The sequence below is a fragment of the Acinetobacter sp. Z1 genome (assembly GCF_024296945.1).
GTDB classification, from domain to species: Bacteria; Pseudomonadota; Gammaproteobacteria; order Pseudomonadales; family Moraxellaceae; genus Acinetobacter; species Acinetobacter beijerinckii.
Genome location: NZ_CP101115.1, coordinates 145081 through 167018 on the forward strand (window position 1 = coordinate 145081; position 21938 = coordinate 167018).

General features: G+C 39.3%; 19 protein-coding genes. 14 read left to right on the forward strand and 5 right to left on the reverse strand.

All coding sequences use genetic code 11. The annotated features are described in order from the left end of the window. Window positions 1-33: 33 nt before the first annotated feature. Entirely contained in the window at window positions 34-1170 is a 1137-nt protein-coding gene (locus NGC85_RS00675; RefSeq protein ID WP_254804522.1) for a DUF389 domain-containing protein, read from the reverse strand. Between the two features lie 182 nt (window positions 1171-1352). Further along, window positions 1353-2072: an SDR family oxidoreductase gene (locus NGC85_RS00680; protein ID WP_254804523.1), complete on the reverse strand. Its 720-nt coding sequence runs from the start codon at window positions 2070-2072 to the stop codon at window positions 1353-1355. 377 nt (window positions 2073-2449) lie between these two features. On the opposite strand from NGC85_RS00680, the gene NGC85_RS00685 reads away from it, so the two are divergent. Further along, window positions 2450-3760: an AAA family ATPase gene (locus NGC85_RS00685; protein WP_254804524.1), complete on the forward strand. Its 1311-nt coding sequence runs from the start codon at window positions 2450-2452 to the stop codon at window positions 3758-3760. Beyond that, window positions 3757-4620: a DUF4435 domain-containing protein gene (locus tag NGC85_RS00690; RefSeq protein WP_254804525.1), complete on the forward strand. Its 864-nt coding sequence runs from the start codon at window positions 3757-3759 to the stop codon at window positions 4618-4620. The genes NGC85_RS00685 and NGC85_RS00690 overlap by 4 nt, the downstream gene beginning before the upstream one ends. A 107-nt stretch (window positions 4621-4727) precedes the next feature. Here NGC85_RS00690 and NGC85_RS00695 read toward each other — a convergent pair whose 3' ends face one another. Further along, window positions 4728-4946, reverse strand: coding sequence for a DUF3565 domain-containing protein (locus NGC85_RS00695; RefSeq protein WP_254804526.1), 219 nt, complete (start codon window positions 4944-4946; stop codon window positions 4728-4730). Beyond that, a complete protein-coding gene (locus NGC85_RS00700; RefSeq protein ID WP_254804527.1) occupies window positions 4947-5399 on the reverse strand; it encodes a MarR family winged helix-turn-helix transcriptional regulator in 453 nt (150 codons plus the stop codon). A gap of 179 nt (window positions 5400-5578) precedes the next feature. Between NGC85_RS00700 and NGC85_RS00705 the strand changes: the two genes are divergently transcribed. The 9 genes from NGC85_RS00705 to lpxC all read left to right on the forward strand — a co-directional run bounded on the left by NGC85_RS00705 (window position 5579) and on the right by lpxC (window position 15600). Continuing rightward, window positions 5579-6061 carry a glutathione peroxidase gene (locus NGC85_RS00705; RefSeq protein ID WP_005052532.1) on the forward strand — a complete coding sequence of 161 codons (483 nt, stop codon included), beginning with the start codon at window positions 5579-5581 and terminating at the stop codon, window positions 6059-6061. Window positions 6062-6284: 223 nt separating this feature from the next. Continuing rightward, entirely contained in the window at window positions 6285-7229 is a 945-nt protein-coding gene (gshB, locus tag NGC85_RS00710) for a glutathione synthase (protein WP_254804528.1), read from the forward strand. Between the two features lie 227 nt (window positions 7230-7456). Beyond that, window positions 7457-8554: an undecaprenyldiphospho-muramoylpentapeptide beta-N-acetylglucosaminyltransferase gene (gene murG, locus NGC85_RS00715; RefSeq protein WP_254804529.1), complete on the forward strand. Its 1098-nt coding sequence runs from the start codon at window positions 7457-7459 to the stop codon at window positions 8552-8554. Window positions 8555-8567: 13 nt separating this feature from the next. After that, window positions 8568-10013 (forward strand): UDP-N-acetylmuramate--L-alanine ligase, encoded by a 1446-nt coding sequence (gene murC, locus NGC85_RS00720; RefSeq protein WP_005060186.1) that lies wholly within the window; start codon window positions 8568-8570, stop codon window positions 10011-10013. A 111-nt stretch (window positions 10014-10124) separates the two neighbouring features. Continuing rightward, window positions 10125-11051, forward strand: coding sequence for a D-alanine--D-alanine ligase (locus tag NGC85_RS00725; protein ID WP_254804530.1), 927 nt, complete (start codon window positions 10125-10127; stop codon window positions 11049-11051). A 5-nt stretch (window positions 11052-11056) separates the two neighbouring features. Next, the gene (locus NGC85_RS00730) at window positions 11057-11914 is read left to right on the forward strand and encodes a cell division protein FtsQ/DivIB (RefSeq protein ID WP_005060182.1); all 858 of its coding nucleotides are present in this window, start codon (window positions 11057-11059) and stop codon (window positions 11912-11914) included. Window positions 11915-11975: 61 nt separating this feature from the next. Continuing rightward, window positions 11976-13238 carry a cell division protein FtsA gene (gene ftsA / locus NGC85_RS00735; RefSeq protein ID WP_005052516.1) on the forward strand — a complete coding sequence of 421 codons (1263 nt, stop codon included), beginning with the start codon at window positions 11976-11978 and terminating at the stop codon, window positions 13236-13238. 169 nt (window positions 13239-13407) lie between these two features. Then, entirely contained in the window at window positions 13408-14586 is a 1179-nt protein-coding gene (gene ftsZ, locus NGC85_RS00740; protein ID WP_005052514.1) for a cell division protein FtsZ, read from the forward strand. Between the two features lie 111 nt (window positions 14587-14697). Beyond that, window positions 14698-15600 carry a UDP-3-O-acyl-N-acetylglucosamine deacetylase gene (gene lpxC / locus NGC85_RS00745; protein ID WP_034710945.1) on the forward strand — a complete coding sequence of 301 codons (903 nt, stop codon included), beginning with the start codon at window positions 14698-14700 and terminating at the stop codon, window positions 15598-15600. A gap of 98 nt (window positions 15601-15698) precedes the next feature. Here the strand turns inward: lpxC and NGC85_RS00750 are convergent, their stop codons facing one another. Beyond that, a complete protein-coding gene (locus NGC85_RS00750; RefSeq protein ID WP_005052508.1) occupies window positions 15699-16139 on the reverse strand; it encodes a hypothetical protein in 441 nt (146 codons plus the stop codon). A 105-nt stretch (window positions 16140-16244) separates the two neighbouring features. Between NGC85_RS00750 and NGC85_RS00755 the strand changes: the two genes are divergently transcribed. From NGC85_RS00755 to NGC85_RS00765, 3 genes are all read left to right on the forward strand, one after another. Next, window positions 16245-16943 carry a M23 family metallopeptidase gene (locus tag NGC85_RS00755; protein WP_005052506.1) on the forward strand — a complete coding sequence of 233 codons (699 nt, stop codon included), beginning with the start codon at window positions 16245-16247 and terminating at the stop codon, window positions 16941-16943. Between the two features lie 206 nt (window positions 16944-17149). Next, window positions 17150-19867, forward strand: a complete 2718-nt coding sequence (gene aceE, locus NGC85_RS00760) for a pyruvate dehydrogenase (acetyl-transferring), homodimeric type (RefSeq protein ID WP_254804531.1) — start codon at window positions 17150-17152, stop codon at window positions 19865-19867. 2 nt (window positions 19868-19869) lie between these two features. Further along, complete coding sequence (locus NGC85_RS00765) at window positions 19870-21831, forward strand: 2-oxo acid dehydrogenase subunit E2 (protein ID WP_254804532.1); 1962 nt, start codon at window positions 19870-19872, stop codon at window positions 21829-21831. Window positions 21832-21938 lie beyond the last annotated feature (107 nt).

Consider the following 21938-nt stretch of genomic DNA (forward strand, 5'->3'; position numbering starts at 1 on the left):
AAGCTAAATTTTTCTAATGGAATGAATACTAGATTAATGCCCTTTGACTAAACGAGATGCTTCTTTGGGTTTGATCATTATATTTGGACTGTCGGGCGCTTCAATTATTTGGATAGGAATAAATCTAACTTGAGTAATCGTTGACTGACCATTTAAGTCTCTTTTTAAAGACTCATTGAGTTTTTGAATGTCTAAAGGTTGTGGCTGGATATCTCCTCTAACGACAACTCTCACCAAAGTAAAATCACCACGTTTATCAAATTGAATAGTATCGACGATATTATTTTTAATGTTAAAAAAACTTTTGACTTCTGATTTAATTGAATTTTCATACATTTGTTTATTCAGCATATGCATAAAATTGAGGGTTAAATAAATCGCTAATGCGACTAAAAAGCATAAGCTAATAATATTTCTTTTTATAAACTCTAAAATATTACTTTTAACTTCAACATCTGAGCCTCGGCGGAATCCCGCAATCCATAAAACCAGTGAAGAACTTACTTGAATTGCAATAATGTTAGTGACTGCCAGAATTAAAGCATTTGTGGCATTTTTCCATTCCATATGGGCAACTAAAATGCCACTGACCACCAAAGGTGGGACTAAAGCTGTAGCCACAGCAACGCCAACAACAGCAACAGAAAGTCGGGGAGAAATTGAGGCAAAGGCCCCCGCAGCACCGCCTGCGAGCGCAATCATTAAGTCTATAATGGTGGGTTGAGTACGAGCTAAAATTTCATTGGTGATCGGTAGATTTATATTAATTAAACCTAAAATGACTCCGATAGAAAAAATCATAATTAACCCTAATATAAGGGTTGTAAAAGCTGTTCTAAACAAAATCCATCTATTATCAATAAAAGAAAGGGCTATGCCAGAAATAGGTCCGAGCATCATTGCAACTAACATCGCACCAATCACAACCGCAGATGAATTTGCAAGGAGACCATATCCAGCAATAATTGCTGCCAAAGCATTCATGATAAAAAATGTTTTACTTGGTAAAGCATCCGCTTGAATGTTCAAACGAACATTTTTATGATCTATTTTTTTAACATTTGCCCTAAGTGCTTGTTTATATTTTAGCTTTTCTTTGAGTTTCTCATATTTTTCTTGATCAGGCGTATCTTCTAATATGATTGTTGGATCATCATCTTTTTTATTCATAACAACATTCTAAGTGGTTTATCTATCCTTATTAAACTTAATTATTTAAAAAAAATATAGATAATTAAACTTAACTTAGAAAATTATAGTTTTGAAATGAATTTCGTAAATTTACATGCCAACATGATGCTCTTTTTTAATCAAATCCCAAGATTATGATCACAATCGAAGTTGTAAATAACCTAAACATTCTTATCCAACATTGCAGGCATAAGTATTTCTTTTACACAGGCTGCTTTACTAGTTGAAATAATAAAATGAATTGAATGAATAACATCTATCAAAGGAATTAACGCAGATTCAGTTTCTTCTAAAATTTCTTCAACAGGTTTTTCAATTTCATATTCACTGGCAAGGTAGCCTAGATTAAGCACACTTACGCCAATTAAATGTTCACGTAAGATTTCTCGTAGTGATTGTGCAATACCTCTTAAGGCAAATTTGGTGGCAGAAAAAACAAGTTCTTTACCGTTATGATTCTCAACACCCCAAGTGGAACCGATCAGAATGATTTTGGCGTTATCAGATAGTTTTAGATTTTCAATGAGAAATTGAATGGATTGGATACAAGTAGTGATATTGGTATTAATGATTTGGTTTATTTCAGTAGCAGAAACATTTTCGAAATTATAGTTGTCGCTAAAAGCTCGTTGTTCCCAAATGCCCACGTTGTAAATCAGCACATCAATTTTTTGCTGTCCAATCACAGCCTTTACATCACTTACAGCCTGTTCAGATTTGGAGAGATCAGTACGGATCCAGTTTAAGTTTGGAATTTCTTGTGGTTGGGTGCGAGATACGCCATAGATGGTATCTGTTGGCTTTGGAATAGTTTGAACAATCGCTTTTCCTAGTCCCTTACTAACGCCGTATATGAGAAATGTTTTATTCGAATCGCTCATCATCTTTCCATGTATTCAAGATTATGGTGCAACTATAAAAGCTCAGCTTAGCTTGAGGTCAAGGACTAAATTTGGTTATTAGGTAAAATATGTGAGAGTTCCGTGTTTAGTTTAACTAATCGATTATTGGAAATAATGATTGAAAACTAAGCGTGGAACGTGAAAAATCACAAAAAAGCCGTTCCAGTGTGCTGAACCCTAGAACGAATTGAGATAAGATGTTGATGATAAAAAGAAAAGTTCATGTGTTTCGCATAAGGCGTATTATGTTGATTTTAAGAAATATTAAAAAGAGATATGTACTAAAAAGACTTCTTTTTGACATTAAAGCCTAGTATTATTCAATAAATATTAAAGACTTATAATTCGGGGATGTAATGCATCTAATTAAGCTACATATAAATAATTTGTTTGGTCATTTTAATCATAAAATAAATTTTAATGATGAAAAAATTACAATTATAACGGCACCTAACGGCTATGGTAAGACTGTATGTTTGAAAATTATTGATGCTATATTTAATAAAAGATTTACTTATCTTTCAAATTTAGATTTTTCTTCAATTGAGCTTTATACATCAGATAATATTTTATTTATAAAGAAAGAGGACTTAAAAGATAAAGATTTTTCACTGTCATTTAGTAACTCTGATGAAATATATAACTATTCAAAAAGTTCTAGAGAAGTAAGTTCTAATAGTAGACGGTCTGGTATTGTACATACAATAGAAAATAGTGTTCCTTTTTTACGCAGAATAGGCCCAAGAGAATGGGAAGATATTAGATATGATGAAGTATATAATTTAGATGAAGTAATTGAGAATTTTTCTGAACATTTATCCGATGAAGTTTTAAATACTATTTATCCTCAATACTTTTTAGATTTCATAGAAAAATTAGAGGTTCACTTTATTCAAGATCAAAGATTAATTCAAAGAAAGCATACAAATTCTAGATATAATAATAAGGGTTATATTGATACTATTGAAAAATATGCTGATGAACTTTCAGAATTAATTAAAAGTTATGGTGTTAAATCAGCATTAGTATCTCAAAATCTAGATACTTCATTTCCAGCAAGACTTTTAAAAACTGATAAAAATATAGAGAATTTATCACCAGAAATAATTACTATAGAACTAAATAATCTTCAGACTAAGAGAAAAGAATTATCAAACTTTGATTTATTGTCTTCAGACTCATATTTGCCAGATTTGCAAGTTTCATCAGAAATAAAGCCAGAGGATCAAAAAGTATTAACTTTATATATTAATGATACAAAACAAAAACTAGCCCCTTATGAAGGAATATATAAGAGAATAGAAATTTTTGACAAAATTCTAAATACAAAACGTCTCTCATATAAAAAAGTTAAATTTAACTCGAAGAAAGGATTTTTCTTTGAAACGGATAGGGGAGATCCTTTAAACCTCACTCAGCTTTCTTCAGGTGAACAACATCAAATCGTTCTTTTATATGAACTAATTTTTAAAGCAAACAAGAATGTTTTGGTATTAATTGATGAGCCTGAACTCTCATTACATGTAGCATGGCAAAAAGAGTTTCTAAATGATTTAACAAAGATCATAGAAATACAAGAAATGCCTATAGTTATTGCCACTCACTCTCCTCAAATTATAGATAGTAAATGGGACTTAACTGTTGATTTAGAAGTTGAAGAACTATGAGACAATATTTAGAACCGATTGATATAATTAATAGCATTAAATTACTCTTGAAACACCCATTTTATTCAGATAAATTAATATTAATTGTAGAGGGAGCAAGTGATATTAGATTTTTTCGTTCTTTGTTTGATCAAGAGCATATTAAAATTGAATCTATAGATGGAAAGAAAAATCTGATTTATGCTATGGGAGAATTGGTTGGGTCGCATAAAGGAAAAGTAATTTCTATATGTGATGCAGATTTTGATCATATAGAGAATTTGGAAAACGAAAGAAATCAATTTGATATTTATTTAACAGATTATCATGATTCTGAAGTTATGATGTTGAAAAGTGATAGCTTGTTTAGTTTTATAGATGAGTATTCTCAAAATGAATATTTATTATCTTTAAAAAGTCAATTGCTTAGCAATGCTTTTGATGCTTCCAAAGTTTTGGGGGTGTTAAGATATATTAATCTAAAGTTTAACATGAAATTAAGTTTTAAGAAGTTAAATTTTTCTCAATTCATTAAGGTTAATTTATTAGAAATTGAGCTTAATTTGGAGACATTAATAGATGTTCTCATTAGTCGCAGCCCTAATTTTTCGCACAGTAAAGAAGACCTTTATAATTATTTTCATGTTTATTTAAAAAATAATTATAAAAATGAGCAAATTAATTGTGGACATGATTTAACTAACATTATTGCATGTATTTTTAGACAAAGAGAAATTTCATTGGAGCCGAACATGGATACAAAAAAAATTGAAACTGCATTAAGATTAGCATATCAAAAGGACTATTTTAAAAATACAAGTCTATACAGAAACACAAAAGCTATCTTTTCTAGTGAAAAAGAAAAGACTATTTCAGCTTAAAAAATATAATTTCTTTATACGTATTACAAAAGATGAGGTTTAATTTTTGTCCAAGCCTCATCTTAGGTATGACTTATTTGATCTTTAATTGCTGAATTTCTTAATATTTATTTGGAAAAATTGAATATCCATTTAGTCAGTGTCTCCACACACTTATTACACTCCAACATCACACCTAACTTTTCCTTACGCCCTTGTTCAGTCAACACCCAAGGGCGATTTTGCCACGGTGGATCATGACGCACATGCTGCCCATGACCACAGGCAAGCTCTGCGACCCAATGGTTTTCTTCATCAAGGTGAAATCCAACAATAGCTTGCTGCATTTATTCACTCAAACTTTCAAGTTTAGAATGTTCCAAACCCTTTAAAAAACGATGGCATAAGTTATGAATCGCCACCAAATCATTAGGATCAACACCCAAAGAGCAGGCGAGTTTAAAAGGAATTAAAGTGATTTCATCTTTTGCAGCGAGTGCTTTTTCAAGCAAGATCACTTTCTTCATGCGCTCATCCTCTTTCACCGCAACACGCTTTAAAAATTGCTTTTCTTCGAGTTTTTTTATAATCGGCGTGAGCGTTCCTGAATCAAAAAAGGTCTTTTGTCCAATTTCAGACAAAGTCACATTGTCCTTTTCATATAAAGCCAGTAGCACAATAAATTGCGGATAGGTCAGGTCGTATTGCTGAAGTAACGGGCGATATTGACGAATCATTGCATTGGTCGCGGAATACATCGCAAAACACACTTGATTATCCAAGTAAGAAAATTCAGTCATGCTTTGCTCCTCAACGTCATCTTTGCTAGCTCACAGTATAGTTTGATTAATGGGAAAAGTATATTGTGCATAATTAACTTGCATACAAGATATTTGTGTGCAATATTAATTCGCATAGCTGAACAAATACACAAAGCTATTGGGCAAATAAGATTGATTGAATCAGAGCGAGATGTTGTATGACCACAATTTATGATTTTCAGGCTGAACTTTTAGAAGGTGAGCAAAAGAACTTTGCAGACTATCAAGGCAAAGTTTTATTGGTGGTGAACACTGCAAGTCAATGCGGCTTAACCCCACAATTTGAAGGTTTGGAAAAGCTATATCAGGATTATCAACAACAAGGTTTGGTGATTTTAGGTTTTCCATGTAACCAGTTTGCTAATCAAGACCCATCAAGCAATGAAGAAATTGGCAGCTTCTGTCAGCGTAACTACGGCGTATCATTTCCAATGTTTGCCAAAGTCGATGTGAATGGTTCAAATGCGCATCCGATTTATAAATATCTCACTTCAGAAGCCAAAGGCATTTTAGGTAGTGAAAGCATCAAATGGAATTTCACCAAGTTTTTGATTAACCAAAATGGTGAAGTCATCAAACGCTATTCACCAACGACTAAACCTGAAAAAATTAGCAAAGATATTCAAAAACTGTTGGCATAAGTTGAATATAAAATTGAATGCTTTAGAAATTACTGGTATCGAAATTATCTACCAGTAATTTTTCAATTTTTATCACTCAGAAAACGGTCTATTTAAATAAATCGAATCTAGTGATCTGAATAAATTAGAATTTTTTAGATTTAAGAATTACATAACTTGTTTAAACATCATCACTAAACTTCGCTATACTTTTTGTCAAGATTAAAAATACGAGCGTCAAATTATGCGTGTACTTGTAGTGATGGACCCAATTGAAACGGTGAATCTCAAGAAAGATTCCACAATGGCAATGTTATGGTCGGCAAGCCGTCGCGGTCATGAATTGGGTTATGCATTACAGCACGATTTATATATAGATCAAGGCAAAGCCTTTGGTTTGATTTCGCCGCTTAAAGTCTTCGAAGATTACGAGCATTATTATGAGTTAGGCGAGAAGTGCAAAGAGTCATTGGCTGACTATGATGTGGTGCTGATGCGTAAAGATCCGCCGTTTGACATGAATTTTGTCTATACCACTTATATTTTGGAACAAGCTGAACGTGAAGGTACGTGGATTATTAACAAACCACAATCGCTACGCGACTGTAATGAAAAGCTGTTCGCGACTCAATTTCCAGAGTTACAAGTACCGACTTTGGTGACCTCTCAACAAAGCCTGATTCGTGAGTTCATCAAAGAGCATGGCGATGTGATTGTAAAACCACTCGATGGTATGGGCGGGACTGGGATTTTCCGTTTATACCAAGATGGTGTGAATATTGGTGCAACCTTGGAGATGCTCACTGAATTGGGCACACGTCCCATCATGGCACAACGTTATATTCCCGAAATTGTCGAAGGGGATAAGCGTATCTTGATGGTGAACGGCGAACCTATACCGTATTGTTTGGCGCGCATTCCACAAAATGGCGAAGTACGTGGTAATTTGGCAGCAGGTGGTCTAGGTCAGGCGCGTCCACTCACTGAAAATGACAAAATGATTGCGGCAAAAGTAGGACCTTTCCTGCGTGAAAAAGGTCTGATCTTTGTAGGGCTTGATGTGATTGGAAATTATGTGACTGAAATTAATGTCACCAGTCCAACCTGTATCCGTGAAATTGATGCTCAATTTGGAACATCAATTGCAGATGATCTATTTAATGTCTTAGAAGCAGGTCGCACAGTTTAAATAAGCATCTTTTTTGACCGAAATGCCCGTTTGTATTTCAAGTTATTTCACTGGCAAATGGGCATTTAGATATAGACAGGATGTTGTTTTTAACTAACAATTAAAAAAAGCATAGCTTTCTGTTGTAAACAGGTGAAATTCGCTTTTCGTGAATGAAGCTTTAGGATTAGAATAACTCCCGAAAACAATAGACGATAACCTTCTTTTTTGAGTTGAAGAATTAGACCGTGACCAATTCACCACATAACAAACCTAAACATGTCTTGATGATGGCCGCTGGTACAGGTGGGCATGTTTTTCCTGCGCTTGCCGTTGCCAAACAACTTCAACAAGAAGGCTGTCAAGTCTCATGGTTAGCAACGCCTACGGGAATGGAAAATCGCTTACTCAAAGATCAAAATATTCCAATTTATCAAATTGATATTCAAGGTGTGCGCGGTAATGGTTTATTACGCAAAATCAGTGCACCCTTTAAAATTTTAAAAGCGACCTTAAGCGCGATGCGCTACATGAAGCAGCTTAATATTGATGCTGTTGCTGGATTCGGTGGTTATGTTGCTGGACCCGGTGGTTTGGCGGCTCGGTTGCTCGGTATTCCTGTGTTAATCCATGAGCAAAATGCGATTGCAGGATTTACCAATACACAATTATCACGCATTGCCAAAACCGTGTGTCAGGCTTTTCCAAATACCTTCCCGACTAGTGATAAAGTAGTCACGACAGGGAATCCTGTACGCGCTGAAATTACGGCAATTTTGAATCCGTCATGGCGTTATCAAACCCGTGAACAAGAACAATTACCGATTAATATATTGATTGTCGGTGGGTCATTGGGGGCGCAAGCCTTAAATGAGCGTTTGCCCGAAGCCTTGAAAAAGGTCAATATTCCGTTAAATGTGTTCCATCAATGCGGACAAAATCAGCAAGATGCAACACGTGTGCGATATCAAGGTGCATCGCAAAGTTTAAACATTCAAGTTGAGCCATTTATTCATGATATGGCAAAAGCTTATAGTGAGGCAGACTTAATCATCTGTCGCGCAGGTGCATTAACAGTAACAGAAGTCGCAACGGCAGGTCTTGCTGCTGTTTTTGTACCCCTTCCAATCGCTGTAGATGATCACCAAACTGCAAATGCTAAATTTTTGGCAAATGTAGGTGCTGCCAAAATTTGCCAACAAGCAGGCATGACATCTGCTGTTTTAGATGAGTTATTAGCGACTTTATTGAATCGTCAGCTGCTTTCTGAAATGGCAATCAAAGCACGCCAACAAGCACAACCGAATGCAACGCAGCATGTGGTTGATCTGATTAAAAAATTGTAATTCGAGTTTATCTATGTCCCCGACAAATCCAAGCCAAGCCAAAAAGCTGATTAAAGTGCCAGAAATGCGCCGTATTAAACACATCCACTTTGTTGGGATTGGTGGTGCGGGAATGTGCGGTATTGCAGAGGTTTTAGCCAACCAAGGTTATAAAGTTTCAGGCTCAGATATTAAAGCGTCTAAAACGACAGCTCAACTCGAAGCAAACGGTATAAAAGTTCATATTGGGCATAGTGCTGACAATATTAAAAATGCCAATGTGTTGGTGGTATCGACTGCGATTGATCCTGAAAATCCAGAGATCAAAGCTGCGATTGAACATCGTACACCGATTGTGCGCCGCGCAGAAATGTTGGGTGAGTTGATGCGTTATCGTCACGGTATTGCAGTTGCAGGGACACATGGTAAAACCACGACCACCAGTTTATTAACCACGATGTTGGCGGAAGAGAATCTTGATCCAACTTATGTAATCGGCGGTTTGTTGAATAGTACGGGTGTTAATGCCGCATTAGGTGAAAGTCGTTTCATTGTGGCAGAAGCCGATGAATCGGATGCATCATTCTTGTATTTGCAGCCGATGGCCGCAATCGTGACCAATATTGATGCAGATCATATGGATACCTATGAAGGTAGCTTTGATAAATTAAAAGATACTTTTATTCAGTTTTTACATAACTTGCCATTTTATGGTTTAGCTGTGGTTTGTGGCGATGATGCCAACATTCGTGAGATTTTACCTCGCGTGGGTCGTCCAGTCGTGACCTATGGTTTTAATGAAGATAATGATGTGCGTGCAGTCGATGTAGTGCAAGATGGTATGCGTTCGCACTTCACTGTTCTACGTAAAGATCGTGAACCACTCAGTGTCACCATTAATCAGCCAGGTTTACATAATATCTTAAATGCCCTTGCGGCGATTGGCGTGGCAACCGATGAAGGTGTGTCTGATGGCGCAATTTGTCGTGCCTTAGAAGGTTTTAGCGGTGTTGGTCGTCGTTTCCAAGTTCAAGGTGAATTTGAAGTGGGTGAAGGCTTGGTGAAATTGGTCGATGATTACGGTCATCATCCAAAAGAAGTAGAAGCTACTATCAAAGCAGCTCGTGCGAGTCACCCTGATCGCCGTTTGGTAATGCTGTTCCAACCACACCGTTATAGTCGTACCCGTGATTGTTTTGATGATTTCGTCGATGTGCTATCTCAAGTTGATCAATTATTATTGTTGGAAGTATATTCTGCGGGTGAAAAACCAATCGTTGGTGCGGACAGTCGAGCTTTAGCACGTAGTATTCGTTTACGTGGTGAGGTTGAGCCGATATTGGTTGATCCAGTTGAAGGTAATTTACCAAGCGTTTTACAAAAAGTGTTACAAGCGAATGACCTGTTATTAACACAAGGTGCAGGTAACGTGGGTGCAATTTCAGTAGAATTAGCTCAGCATCGCTTGTATGCCGAATAGTTTTAGAAAATCCCTCCCAGCCTTCCTTTAATCAAAGGGCGGAGTTTTCCTCTTTCATAAAGAGGGATAGGGGAGATTTAGAGAATTTAGAAAAGTTTTAAGGATATAAACGTGTCAAATGCTGCAAAATTCGGCAAAGTTGCTGTGTTGTTTGGTGGGAAATCGGCAGAACGTGCCGTGTCATTGGATAGTGGTCAAGCTGTTTTAGACGCGCTGTTGCGTTCAGGCGTGCAAGCGGAAGCATTTGATCCACAAGATCGCAGCGTAACCGAATTGGTCGGCTATGATCGTGCTTTTATTGTGCTACACGGGCGTGGTGGCGAAGATGGTCAGATCCAAGGTGTGTTGGAGTGGTTAAACCTTCCATATACAGGTACGGGCGTACAAGGTTCTGCAATCGGTATGGATAAAGTTAAAACCAAGCAAATTTGGCAAGGTAGCGACTTACCAACTGCACCTTATCGGATTATCACCAAAGATACCGATTTAAATTCTGTGATTGCTGATCTAGGATTGCCTGTGATTATCAAGCCAGTACACGAAGGCTCAAGTGTTGGCATGAGTAAAGTTGAAAAAGCAGAAGACTTTGCAGCAGCAATTGCAAAAGCAACCGCGCATGATGCAGTGGTGATGGCAGAAAAATGGATTACAGGGCGTGAATTTACGATTTCTTTCCTAAATGGTCAGCCATTGCCTGTGATTCGTTTGCAACCACCCGAAGACGTTGCTTTTTATGACTATGAAGCCAAATATCAACGTAATGATGTGGAATATGGTATTCCTTCTGGTTTGAATGAGTCAGAAGAACAAAACCTACAAGCTTTGTGTTTACGTGCTTTCCAAGCGGTCGGTGCAGAGGGTTGGGGACGTATTGATGCCATGCAGGATGAGCAAGGTAATTTCTGGTTGTTAGAAGTGAATACCGTGCCAGGTATGACCAGCCACTCTTTAGTGCCTAAGGCTGCGCAAGCGGTCGGTTATAGTTTTGATCAGCTCTGTGTTGCAATTTTAGAGCAAACTTTGACGAAGTCGGCTTAATTTTTATGGCTCAACTTCCTGCATCAATGCGTCGTAAAACACGACCAGCCATTAGCTCTATCCATGAGAAACCGCCTTCGCCTAAACAAAAAATGGTGAATGCGGGTGGCTGGGCATTGTTGATGATTGCATTTGTGGTATTGGCAATTGGTCTGTATGGTTTGTATAAAGTCATGACAGATGCACGCGTTGCAGAATTGCAGGTGGTTGGAACCAATTCAGATATTGAAAATCAACAACTAGTTAAACATTTAAATCCAAGTATTAAAGATAATTATTTCACTTCGGATTTAGAGCAGATTCGAGATCAAGCATTAAAAGTGTCTTGGGTTGACCGTGTAGTGGTGTCACGAGCTTGGCCAAATGCAATTCGAGTGCGGGTGATGCCGCGTCATGCAATTGCACGTTGGGGAACAGGGCGCTTGCTGAGTGACAATGGCGATGTGTTTAGTGAGGCTGTATCAACCACACATCCAAATTTGCCACTTTTACATGGACCGATCAGCCAATCCAAAATGATGATGCGTCGCTATAATGAAATTAATCAATTGTTTCATCCAGCGAATTTAAGATTAAAAGAGTTGTATTTAACAGAGCGAATGACATGGTTTATGCAGTTTGATTCAGGTTTGCGGATTATTGTTGACCAAGATCAAACCATGAATAAGTTACAACGGTTAAGCCATTTGGCACAAACCGATTTAAAACCTGTATGGTCAAATATCTCGGCAATTGATTTGCGTTACCGAAATGGTCTCGCGATTCAATGGAAAAATGCAACACCGCCGAAGATAGTGAACGGTCAGTTAGTTGTAACGATTAATGACACAAGTCTTGCAGGTGCAATTCAGGCGAAGCCATAATACATGGCTTGAAAATATGGGCAGTGGTCCTAAACAACATTAAAGATATGGTAATGAAGTAATGAGTGAAGCTGTTCCCTCAGTTGTTGCGATTGATATTGGGACTCATAAAGTCTCAGTTTTGATTGGTAAGGTCCATGCACCAGATAAGATCCAAGTGATTGGCATGGCAACTGCTCGCAACCGAGGTATGGTTAAAGGCAAAATTGTCAGCTTAGATAAGGTGATTGCTGCAATTAAAAATGCAGTCTCTGAGGCAGAAGATATGGCTGAATGCCGTATCCATAGTGCATGGGTGTCTATTCCAAGTACAGAGCTACAAAGCTTTTATGCTTCAGGACGTACGCCTGTAGCAAACCACGATCATATTATTACGACAAATGAAGTGGTGAGAGCGTTAGAGTTAGCTAAAGCAAGTCATGTTTCTCCAGATTATTATTTAGCCAGTGCTGTGCCTTTAGGTTTTGATTTGGGCGACTCAGGTGAATGGGTACAAAACCCAGTCAATATGTCGGCACATAGTATGACAGGACATTATCAATTGATGATGATGCCAATTAGTACCATGCAAAACCTTGATCGAGCCATGAAAGGTGCGAATATCGGCGTGGAAAAAATGGTGGTTTCATGTTTAGCCACTGCCGAAGCCAGCTTGTTGAAAGACGAGAAAGAATATGGTGTTTGTTTAGTTGATATTGGTGCAGGAATTACCAATCTTGCGGTGTATTTAGATGGTCGATTAGCACTGGCGCGCACTTTACAGCGTGGTGGTGAAAATGTGACTCGAGATATCGCAGCAGTTTTACAAACCACGACTGAAGAAGCCGAGCGCATTAAGATTTTACATGGTTGTGTTGACCTAAGTGTGGTGAAACCAGATCACATGATTCAAGTACAAGGGATTGATGGGCCACAGACCATTAGTCGTATTGAGCTTGCGGAAATTATTATTGCGCGTTATGAAGAAATCTTTACACAAATTCGTGAAGAGTTAGAGCATAGCGGTGCGATTCATGGTTTATATCATGGTGTCGTACTTACAGGTGATGCATGTCAAATTGAAGGTATGGTGAATTTGGCACGTCGTATGCTTGGTGTTTCTGCACACTTGGGTAATCCACCGTTGCAAGTGTATGCCGATGATCAACATTTACCGGCTTTACGTCGCTCAATGTATGCAACAGCTGCGGGCTTATTGATGTTTAGCCAAAGTGACTTGCAAGATACGATTGAAGAACCTGAAGAAGCCAATGATCGTAGTTTTATTGATCGTGTTGCAAATGGTTGGAATGCATTGAATAGCAAACTTAAAGCGATATTTTAAGGTTGTAGGAATTTTGGGGAAAAATTGTTAGGAAGTTGTAATACTAAGTCACTGTACTTGACAAGCTCGGTATTATTGAACAGCATCCTAGACATCAGTAGTTTTAAAAATCAAGGCAGTAACGGGCTGAAGTAACTGCCACTTACATATATTAGGAAATTTAAAGGTCATGGCCTCATTTGAATTTATAGAAGATGAACTAGACGATGGCAACGGTCAAGCCCGTTTCACAGTATTTGGTGTTGGTGGTGGTGGCGGTAATGCTGTGCAGCACATGGTGCAGTCAGATATTCAAGGTGTAAAATTTGTTTGCGCGAATACAGACAAACAAGCACTGGACAGTATGAATGCCCCATTCAAGATTCAATTGGGTGAGCAAAGTACGCGTGGTTTAGGTGCAGGTGCAAACCCAGAAGTCGGGCAAATTGCTGCTGAAGAAAGTCGTGAAGTGATTCGTCAGCACCTAGAAGGCACGGACATGGTTTTCGTGACTGCTGGTATGGGTGGCGGTACAGGTACTGGTGCAGCACCTGTTGTGGCTGAAGTTGCTAAAGAAATGGGCATTTTGACGGTCGGTGTGGTTACTACACCTTTTAATTTTGAAGGTCGTCGCCGTCAAAAATCAGCTGAAAAAGGCATTGATGCATTAGAAGCGCATGTTGATTCATTAATTATTATCCCAAATCAACGCTTGCTGAGCGTGTACGGTGATATTTCAATGAAAGATGCCTATAAAAAGGCAGATGATGTATTGCTAAATGCTGTTCGCAGTATCTTTGATTTGGTTGTCAATCGTGGTCATATTAACCTTGACTTCGCCGACTTGAAAACTGCGATGAGTACTCGTGGTTATGCGATGATGGGTGCAGGTTTAGGTCGTGGTGAAGATCGTGCTCGCCAAGCTGCTGAACAAGCGATTCGTAGTCCATTACTCGATAACGTGAATATTATTAACGCCAAAGGTGTATTAATTAATATCACTGGTGGTGATGATATTACCTTACGTGAAACTGAAATCATTACCGATGTTGTGAATCAGATTGTTGATCTTGATGAAGGTGAAATCTTCTACGGTACGGTATTTGATCCAGATGCGCGTGATGAACTTCGTGTTACGGTGATTGCAACAGGTTTAACACGTAATGCGAGTGAAGTAGAGCATAAAAAACGTGTTGTTCCATCGCACACACCATCGCAGGTTGCTCAACAATCTGTAGACGAAGACGATGTTCCTGCGATTAGTAAACGTGCAAATGCAGATGCTCCAGCGAGCGCTGCACCAAGTTCTACGCCACGTTCTTCGCCAATGAGTATTCAAGATTATTTGAAAAATCAGCAGCGTAAATAACAAAATCATATATTTAGAGAAAGAGGGCGCGAATTCGGGCCCTTTTTTATTTTTTTAAAATGGCAAAATATGCTAACTTATATCGGTTTTTGCAAATCAAGTTGGCATGGCATGGTGAAACAACGGACTCTCAAGCGTGTGGTGAAAGCGAGCGGTATTGGTCTGCACAGTGGTCAAAAGGTGTTGATTAATTTTGTTCCGCATCATATTGATGGAGGTATTGTCTTTCGCCGTATCGATTTAAATCCGCCTGTTGATATTACTGCAAATGCATTACTGATCCAAGAAGCGTTCATGTGCTCTAACCTCGTGCGAGATGATATTAAAGTCGGAACCATTGAGCATGTGATGAGTGCAATTGCGGGCTTAGGGATTGATAATCTGATTGTAGAAGTTTCTGCGTCTGAAGTGCCTATTATGGATGGTAGCGCAGGTCCTTTCATTTATTTGTTAATGCAAGGTGAGCTTGCTGAACAAAATGCACCAAAGAAATTTATAAGAATTTTAAAACCTGTTGAAGCACTTATTGAAGATAAACACGCTATTTTTACACCTCATGCAGGCTTTCAACTTAATTTTACCATTGATTTTGATCACCCAGCATTTGCTAAAGAATATCAGTCGGTCAGTATTGATTTCTCAACTGAAACCTTTGTATATGAAGTCAGTGAAGCCAGAACCTTTGGTTTTATGAAAGACCTGGATTATTTAAAAGCCAATAATTTGGCTTTGGGCGCGAGCTTAGATAATGCCATTGGGGTCGATGACACAGGCGTTGTCAATGAAGAAGGTTTACGTTTTGCTGATGAGTTTGTGCGGCATAAAATTTTAGATGCAGTTGGCGATCTTTACTTATTGGGACATCAAATTATTGCCAAGTTTGATGGATATAAATCGGGTCATGCACTCAATAATCAGTTATTGCGCAATGTTCAAAATGATCCAAGCAGCTATGAAATTGTAACATTTAATAACGAGAGTGATTGTCCAATTCCTTATGTAAGTGTGACATAAGTCATTGTCTTTTCTTGCCTATGTTATGTTATAACAAAGTATATTGAGATGTTCATCACATAAATTAATTGTAGATTCCGCAACTTAAGAGAAGGAATTTACTTTTTATTGCTTGCCAAACGTAGTAAAGCTTGGCTAAGCTTAGGGTCGCTCACATATTCAGCGGCACTGCGTAATTGCTCTTGAGTCTCTGAAGAAAGTGGTTTAGATGGGGGAGAAGGTTCACGAGGGGCAAGTATTTTGTTTCTTAACCGAACTTGAATTTTTCGTAATTCTTTGAGTCCTTCTAGCTGAGCTAACTGCGCAACATAGTGGCTTTGTAAATAACTCAGTTGACTAATCATTGCTTGATTTTCACCTGTTATGATCAAGATACCATGTTGATAACAAACAACCTGCCATTGCTCTGGTTGGGGTAATAAAGGTTGAATAATTTTCGTAAGTTGTTTCCATTGGGTCACTTGCGTAGTCAGAAACGTTAAGTTTCCAGTTTTTATGTGTTGTCCTTTCTGTTGGAAAACATTGCTGGGTTCAGACATGTCGGCTTCCTTTGAGGTTAGATGTCTATCTTAAGCATTAGGTTCGACTGTTATCAAGGAAGAGATGATAAAGGAACTTTTAAGGACGGTTTCAAGAGGTTTTTTATGCATCATACGCGTCGTATTTTACTCGCATTTTCATTGGCTGCGTCAGCTGCTTCGGTTGCTTTTGCAGATTATCAAAATATCAGTCAAACCACAGATAATGATCGTTTAGAACAATTGTCTAAAACTTTGGCTCAAGGTTCTTACAATCATCCAGATGATATTGATGTTCCAGCTGTTTCAAATGTGTCAGTTAAATTACGTGAAAAAACCATTGAACTGAATAATGCAATGATTGAAAAGAAATATGGTCGTTCGGCTATTTCAACTCAAGACAATGCACCATCGTTCTCTTCTACAGGTTACTCTTGGCTAGTGAGCCATCCCTTACAAGAAGGTCGCGTTAGCTCATCGTGGGGCACACGTACTTTGCTTGGTTCAACCCGTCATCACTCTGGTGTTGATTTAGCTGCACCATCAGGTACTCCTATTTATGCTACAGGCGCTGGTGTTGTAACAAAATCAGGGTGGGGCACTGGTTATGGGCAATATGTTGAAATTGATCATGGCAATGGGTACATCACTCGTTACGCACATGCATCACGTTTGATGGTGAATGCAGGCGATCGTGTAGGTGCTGGTGAGCATATTGCAAACGTTGGTTGTACTGGGCGTTGTACAGGACCACATTTACACTTTGAAGTTGTGAAAGATGGTCAGCGTAAAAACCCTTCTACTTATTTAGCTTTGTTGCCTTAATGTAACTAAAAAATATTTTAAATAAGAATATTGATTGAAATCGCCTTTATTGGCGATTTTTTACTTTTTTTATTTCAATTAGGTCAATGACTATTTAGTGAGAAAATATTAGGGAGTTTTGTATTCATTTGGGGCAATATCTCTATCAAGCTAAAATATGATAAAAATACTACCGACAAAATAACTCTAGGGAAAAGGTGAATTGTATGGCGTTTTATGGCGACTCTGACGCGCAGGAAACCCAAGAATGGCAAGAAGCATTTGATTCAGTATTACAACATATGGGCACGGAACGCGCTGCTTTCTTACTTGAAAAACTGTATCAACGGGCAATTGCGAAACATGTTCCAATCCAACGCTTAAATACACCTTATCTCAATACGATTTCAGTTGAAGAACAACCAGCAATGCCTGGCGATCAAGATATGGAGCGTCGTATTCGTGCGCTGATTCGCTGGAATGCATTGGCGATGGTATTACGTGCCAATAAAACAGGCGATGACTTAGGTGGTCACCTTGCAAGTTTTGCATCGTCTGCAACCTTATATGATGTTGGTTTTAACCATTTTTTCCGCGCAAACAGCAATAACTTTGGCGGTGACATGATTTATTACCAAGGTCACTGTGCTCCTGGTATTTATGCACGTTCTTTCCTCGAAGGACGTTTAAATGAAGAGCAGTTAAGTAATTTTCGCCGTGAAGTTGGCGGTAACGGTTTACCAAGCTATCCGCATCCATATTTAATGCCAGACTATTGGCAGTTCCCTACTGTATCGATGGGTCTTGGTCCAATCATGTCGATTTATCAGGCGCACATTCAAAAATATTTGATGAATCGTGGCTTGATCAAAGAAGAAGATCGTAAAGTCTGGGCTTATCTAGGCGATGGTGAGATGGATGAGCCAGAAAGTACAGGTGCAATTTCACTTGCTGGTCGTGAAAAGCTTGATAACCTGATTTGGGTGGTGAACTGTAACTTACAGCGCCTAGATGGTCCTGTACGTGGTAACGGTAAAATTATTCAAGAATTAGAATCTTTATTCCGTGGTGCGGGCTGGCGAGTCATTAAAGTGGTGTGGGGTCGTCATTGGGATCCACTTCTTGCAAAAGACAGCTCAGGCGCTTTAAAAGCGGTTATGGATGAAACAGTTGATGGTGAGTATCAACGCTATCAAGTGAAAGGCGGTGCATATACACGTGAGAAATTCTTTGGCAAGTACCCAGAAGCTGCGGAACTTGTAAAAGATTTAAGCGATGAAGATATCGACAATCTTAACCGTGGTGGTCATGACCCGTACAAAGTTTTTGCTGCCTATGCAGAAGCAATGAAAGCCAAAGGTCAACCAACCGTTATTCTTGCGAAAACAGTTAAAGGTTATGGTTTATCTGAAGAAATTGAAGCGGTGAACAAAACTCACCAAATCAAAAAAATGCAGATCGACTCTTTGAAATATGTACGTGACCGTTTCAACTTGCCATTTACAGACGATAAGTTAGAAGAACTTCCATTCTATCGCCCAAGTGAAAACTCTCCTGAAATGAAGTATATGAAGGCGCGTCGTGAAGCATTAGGTGGTTACCTACCTGCACGTCGTCGTGAGAGTGAAACTTTAGCGATTCCTGAATTATCTGTATTTGATGCTGTGTTAAATGGCTCAGGTGGTAAAGAACAATCGACTACGATGTTAATGGTTCGTTTAATTGCTGCTTTACTAAAAGAAAAAGCAATTAAAGATCGCGTTGTACCTATCGTTCCAGATGAAGCACGTACTTTTGGTTTAGAAGGGATGTTCCGTCAGCTTGGTATTTATGCCGCTCACGGTCAAAAATATACTCCAGAAGACCAAGAACAGTTAATGCATTACCGTGAAGCAAGTGACGGTCACATGCTTCAAGAAGGGATTAACGAAGCAGGTGCGATGAGCGCATGGGCTGCGTTGGCAACCAGTTATTCAACCAATAACTTGCCAATGATTCCAATGTACATGTACTACTCAATGTTTGGTTTCCAACGTATTGGTGACATTGCATGGGCTGCGGGCGATGCACAAGCTCAAGGTTTCTTGTTAGGTGCAACTGCTGGTCGTACCACATTGAACGGTGAAGGTTTACAGCATCAAGATGGTCATTCACATATCTTGGCGAACACCATTCCAAACTGTGTATCTTATGATCCATGTTTTGGCTATGAATTGGCTGTAATCGTTCATGACGGTTTACAACGGATGTATGTGAACCAAGAGCGTGTGTTCTATTACCTCACTGTAATGAACGAAAACTACGAGCATCCTGCAATGCCTGAAGGCGCTGAGGAAGGCATTAAACGTGGTATGTACTTGTTCGAAAAAGATGAAAAAGCAACTGTTCAATTGATGGGTTCAGGTGTCATTCTTCGTGAAGTGATCAAAGCTGCGAAAATCTTACGTGATGAATACCAAATTCACTCAAATGTTTGGAGTGTAACCAGCTTCAATGAGTTGTCACGTGATGGTATGGCATGTGAAGAATACAACCGTTTACACCCACTTACTGAAGAAGTGAAAGAGTCTTGGGTATCTAAACAGTTACGCGGAACAGAAGGTATCGTCGTTTCTGCCACAGATCATATGCGTGCGTATAGCGAGCAAATCCGTGCATATCTTCCAGATGGTCGTCCATTTGTTGCATTAGGTACTGATGGTTACGGTCGTTCAGATACACGTGCCAACTTACGTAGTTTCTTTGGTGTTGATGCTGCGCATATTGTGGTTGCGACATTAAAAAAATTAGCGGATGAAGGTGAAGTTGAAAATCGTTTGGTCAAAGATGCAATTTCTAATTTTGAATTAGATACTGACCGTCCAGTGGCATGGGCGCCACAAGCGCATCCAGAAGTTCAGGCCGTTGCTGAATACAATGAAACACAAACAGGTGAGGGGAAATAATCATGCAAATCCAAGCACCTGATATTGGCGTAGATAAAGCGCTCGTTGCAGAAATCTTGGTCAAAGTAGGCGACCATGTTGCAGTTGATGATAGCCTTCTGGTTTTAGAGTCGGATAAGGCAACGGTAGAAGTACCAAGCACTGCGACAGGTATCGTGAAAAGTATTCTGGTTAAACAGGGTGATGAAGTTACTGAAGGCGTCGCATTGATCGAACTAGAGTCAGAGTCTTCTGCTGAAGCCCCTGCAAACGAAGCACCGAAGTCAGAAGCGCCAAAAGCAGAAGCGAAACCTGTCGAAGCTGAAACAAAAGCACAACCAGCTGCCGCTCCAACAGCGACAGCAAGCCAGGTTGTAGATGTAAAAGTTCCAGATATTGGTGTAGAAAAAGCATTGGTTGCAGAAGTACTGGTCAAAGTCGGTGATCAGATTGAGCCAGAACAAAGTATTGTCGTGGTTGAGTCAGACAAGGCGACTGTAGAAGTACCAAGCTCGGTTGCGGGGATTGTGGAAGCGATCCAGATTAAAGAAGGCGATAGCATCAAAGAAGGCGTAGTATTGATTCAGGTCAAGACTACGAGCGCTGCAACGTCATCTAAACCGCAAGCAGCCCCAGCTCAAACAGAAGCGCCAGTCGTAACTACAGAAGTACCAGCTGCAAGCAATACCTCAACAGGTAATGTTGAAATTGAAGTACCAGATCTAGGTGTAGAAAAAGCACTTGTTTCAGAAATTTTGGTCAATGTCGGTGATCGCGTTGAAGCTCAACAAAGCCTATGTGTGGTTGAGTCAGATAAGGCGTCTGTTGAAGTGCCAAGTTCAGTATCAGGGATTGTGAAAGCAATCCATGTCTCTGCTAATCAAGAAGTTCGTCAAGGCGTGGCTTTGGCAACGATTGAGGTGAGTGGTCAGGCTGCTGCTCCAGCAGTACCAAAGGCTCAGCCAGCCGTTAAGCCTGCTACTCAAGCTGAACCAGCAAAACCACAGGCGGCAGCGACAGCAGCACCAAGTGAACCTGCACAAGCTGAGAAGTTGACTAAACAGCAAGAAGCTGACAATGCAAAAGTCTACGCAGGTCCAGCCGTGCGTAAATTGGCACGAGAGTTGGGTGTTGTTCTTGGGCAGGTCAAAGCCTCTGGCGAACACGGTCGTGTGATGAAAGACGATGTTTTTGCTTATGTAAAAACTCGTTTAACTGCACCGCAAGCTGCTCCTAAACAGGCTGCACCTGTTGCTTCAGGCTTACCAAAGTTGCCAGACTTTAATGCATTTGGTGGTGGTGAAGTGAAAGCGATGACGCGTTTACAGCAAGTGTCTGTACCGCAATTGTCATTGAATAACTTTATCCCACAAGTGACTCAGTTTGACTTGGCGGATATCACTGAGCTTGAAGCGTGGCGCGGTGAACTGAAAGATGGGTTCAAAAAACAAGGAATTAGCTTAACTATTTTAGCGTTCATCGCGAAAGCGGTTGCTCACTTGTTAAAAGAAGAACCTTATTTCGCGGGTCATTTGGCAGATGATCAAAAGTCAGTGTTGTTACGTAACGAAATTCATATGGGTATCGCAGTCGCTACACCTGATGGTTTAACAGTTCCAGTGCTGCGTAATCCTGATCAAAAATCTATTAAGCAAATCGCGATGGAACTGGCTGAACTCAGTCAAAAAGCGCGTGATCGCAAGTTATCACCGAAAGACTTACAAGGTGCCAACTTTACCATTACGAGCTTAGGTAGTATTGGTGGAACTGCATTTACGCCTTTAGTGAACTGGCCTCAAGTCGCAATTTTGGGTATCTCTCCAGCAACCATGCAACCTGTATGGAATGGTAAAGATTTTGATCCACGCTTAATGTTGCCATTATCGTTGTCATATGATCATCGAGTCATTAATGGTGCTGATGCAGCACGTTTTACCAATAAGTTGACCAAGCTATTAAAAGATATTCGTAGCTTACTGCTGTAACGAATAATTGATTGAAGAATACCTCGCTTAGGCGGGGTTTTCTTTTATTCAATATAGAAAAACGCTATTTTATTTGCTATCAATCTGAATATTGGCAATGAGGAATT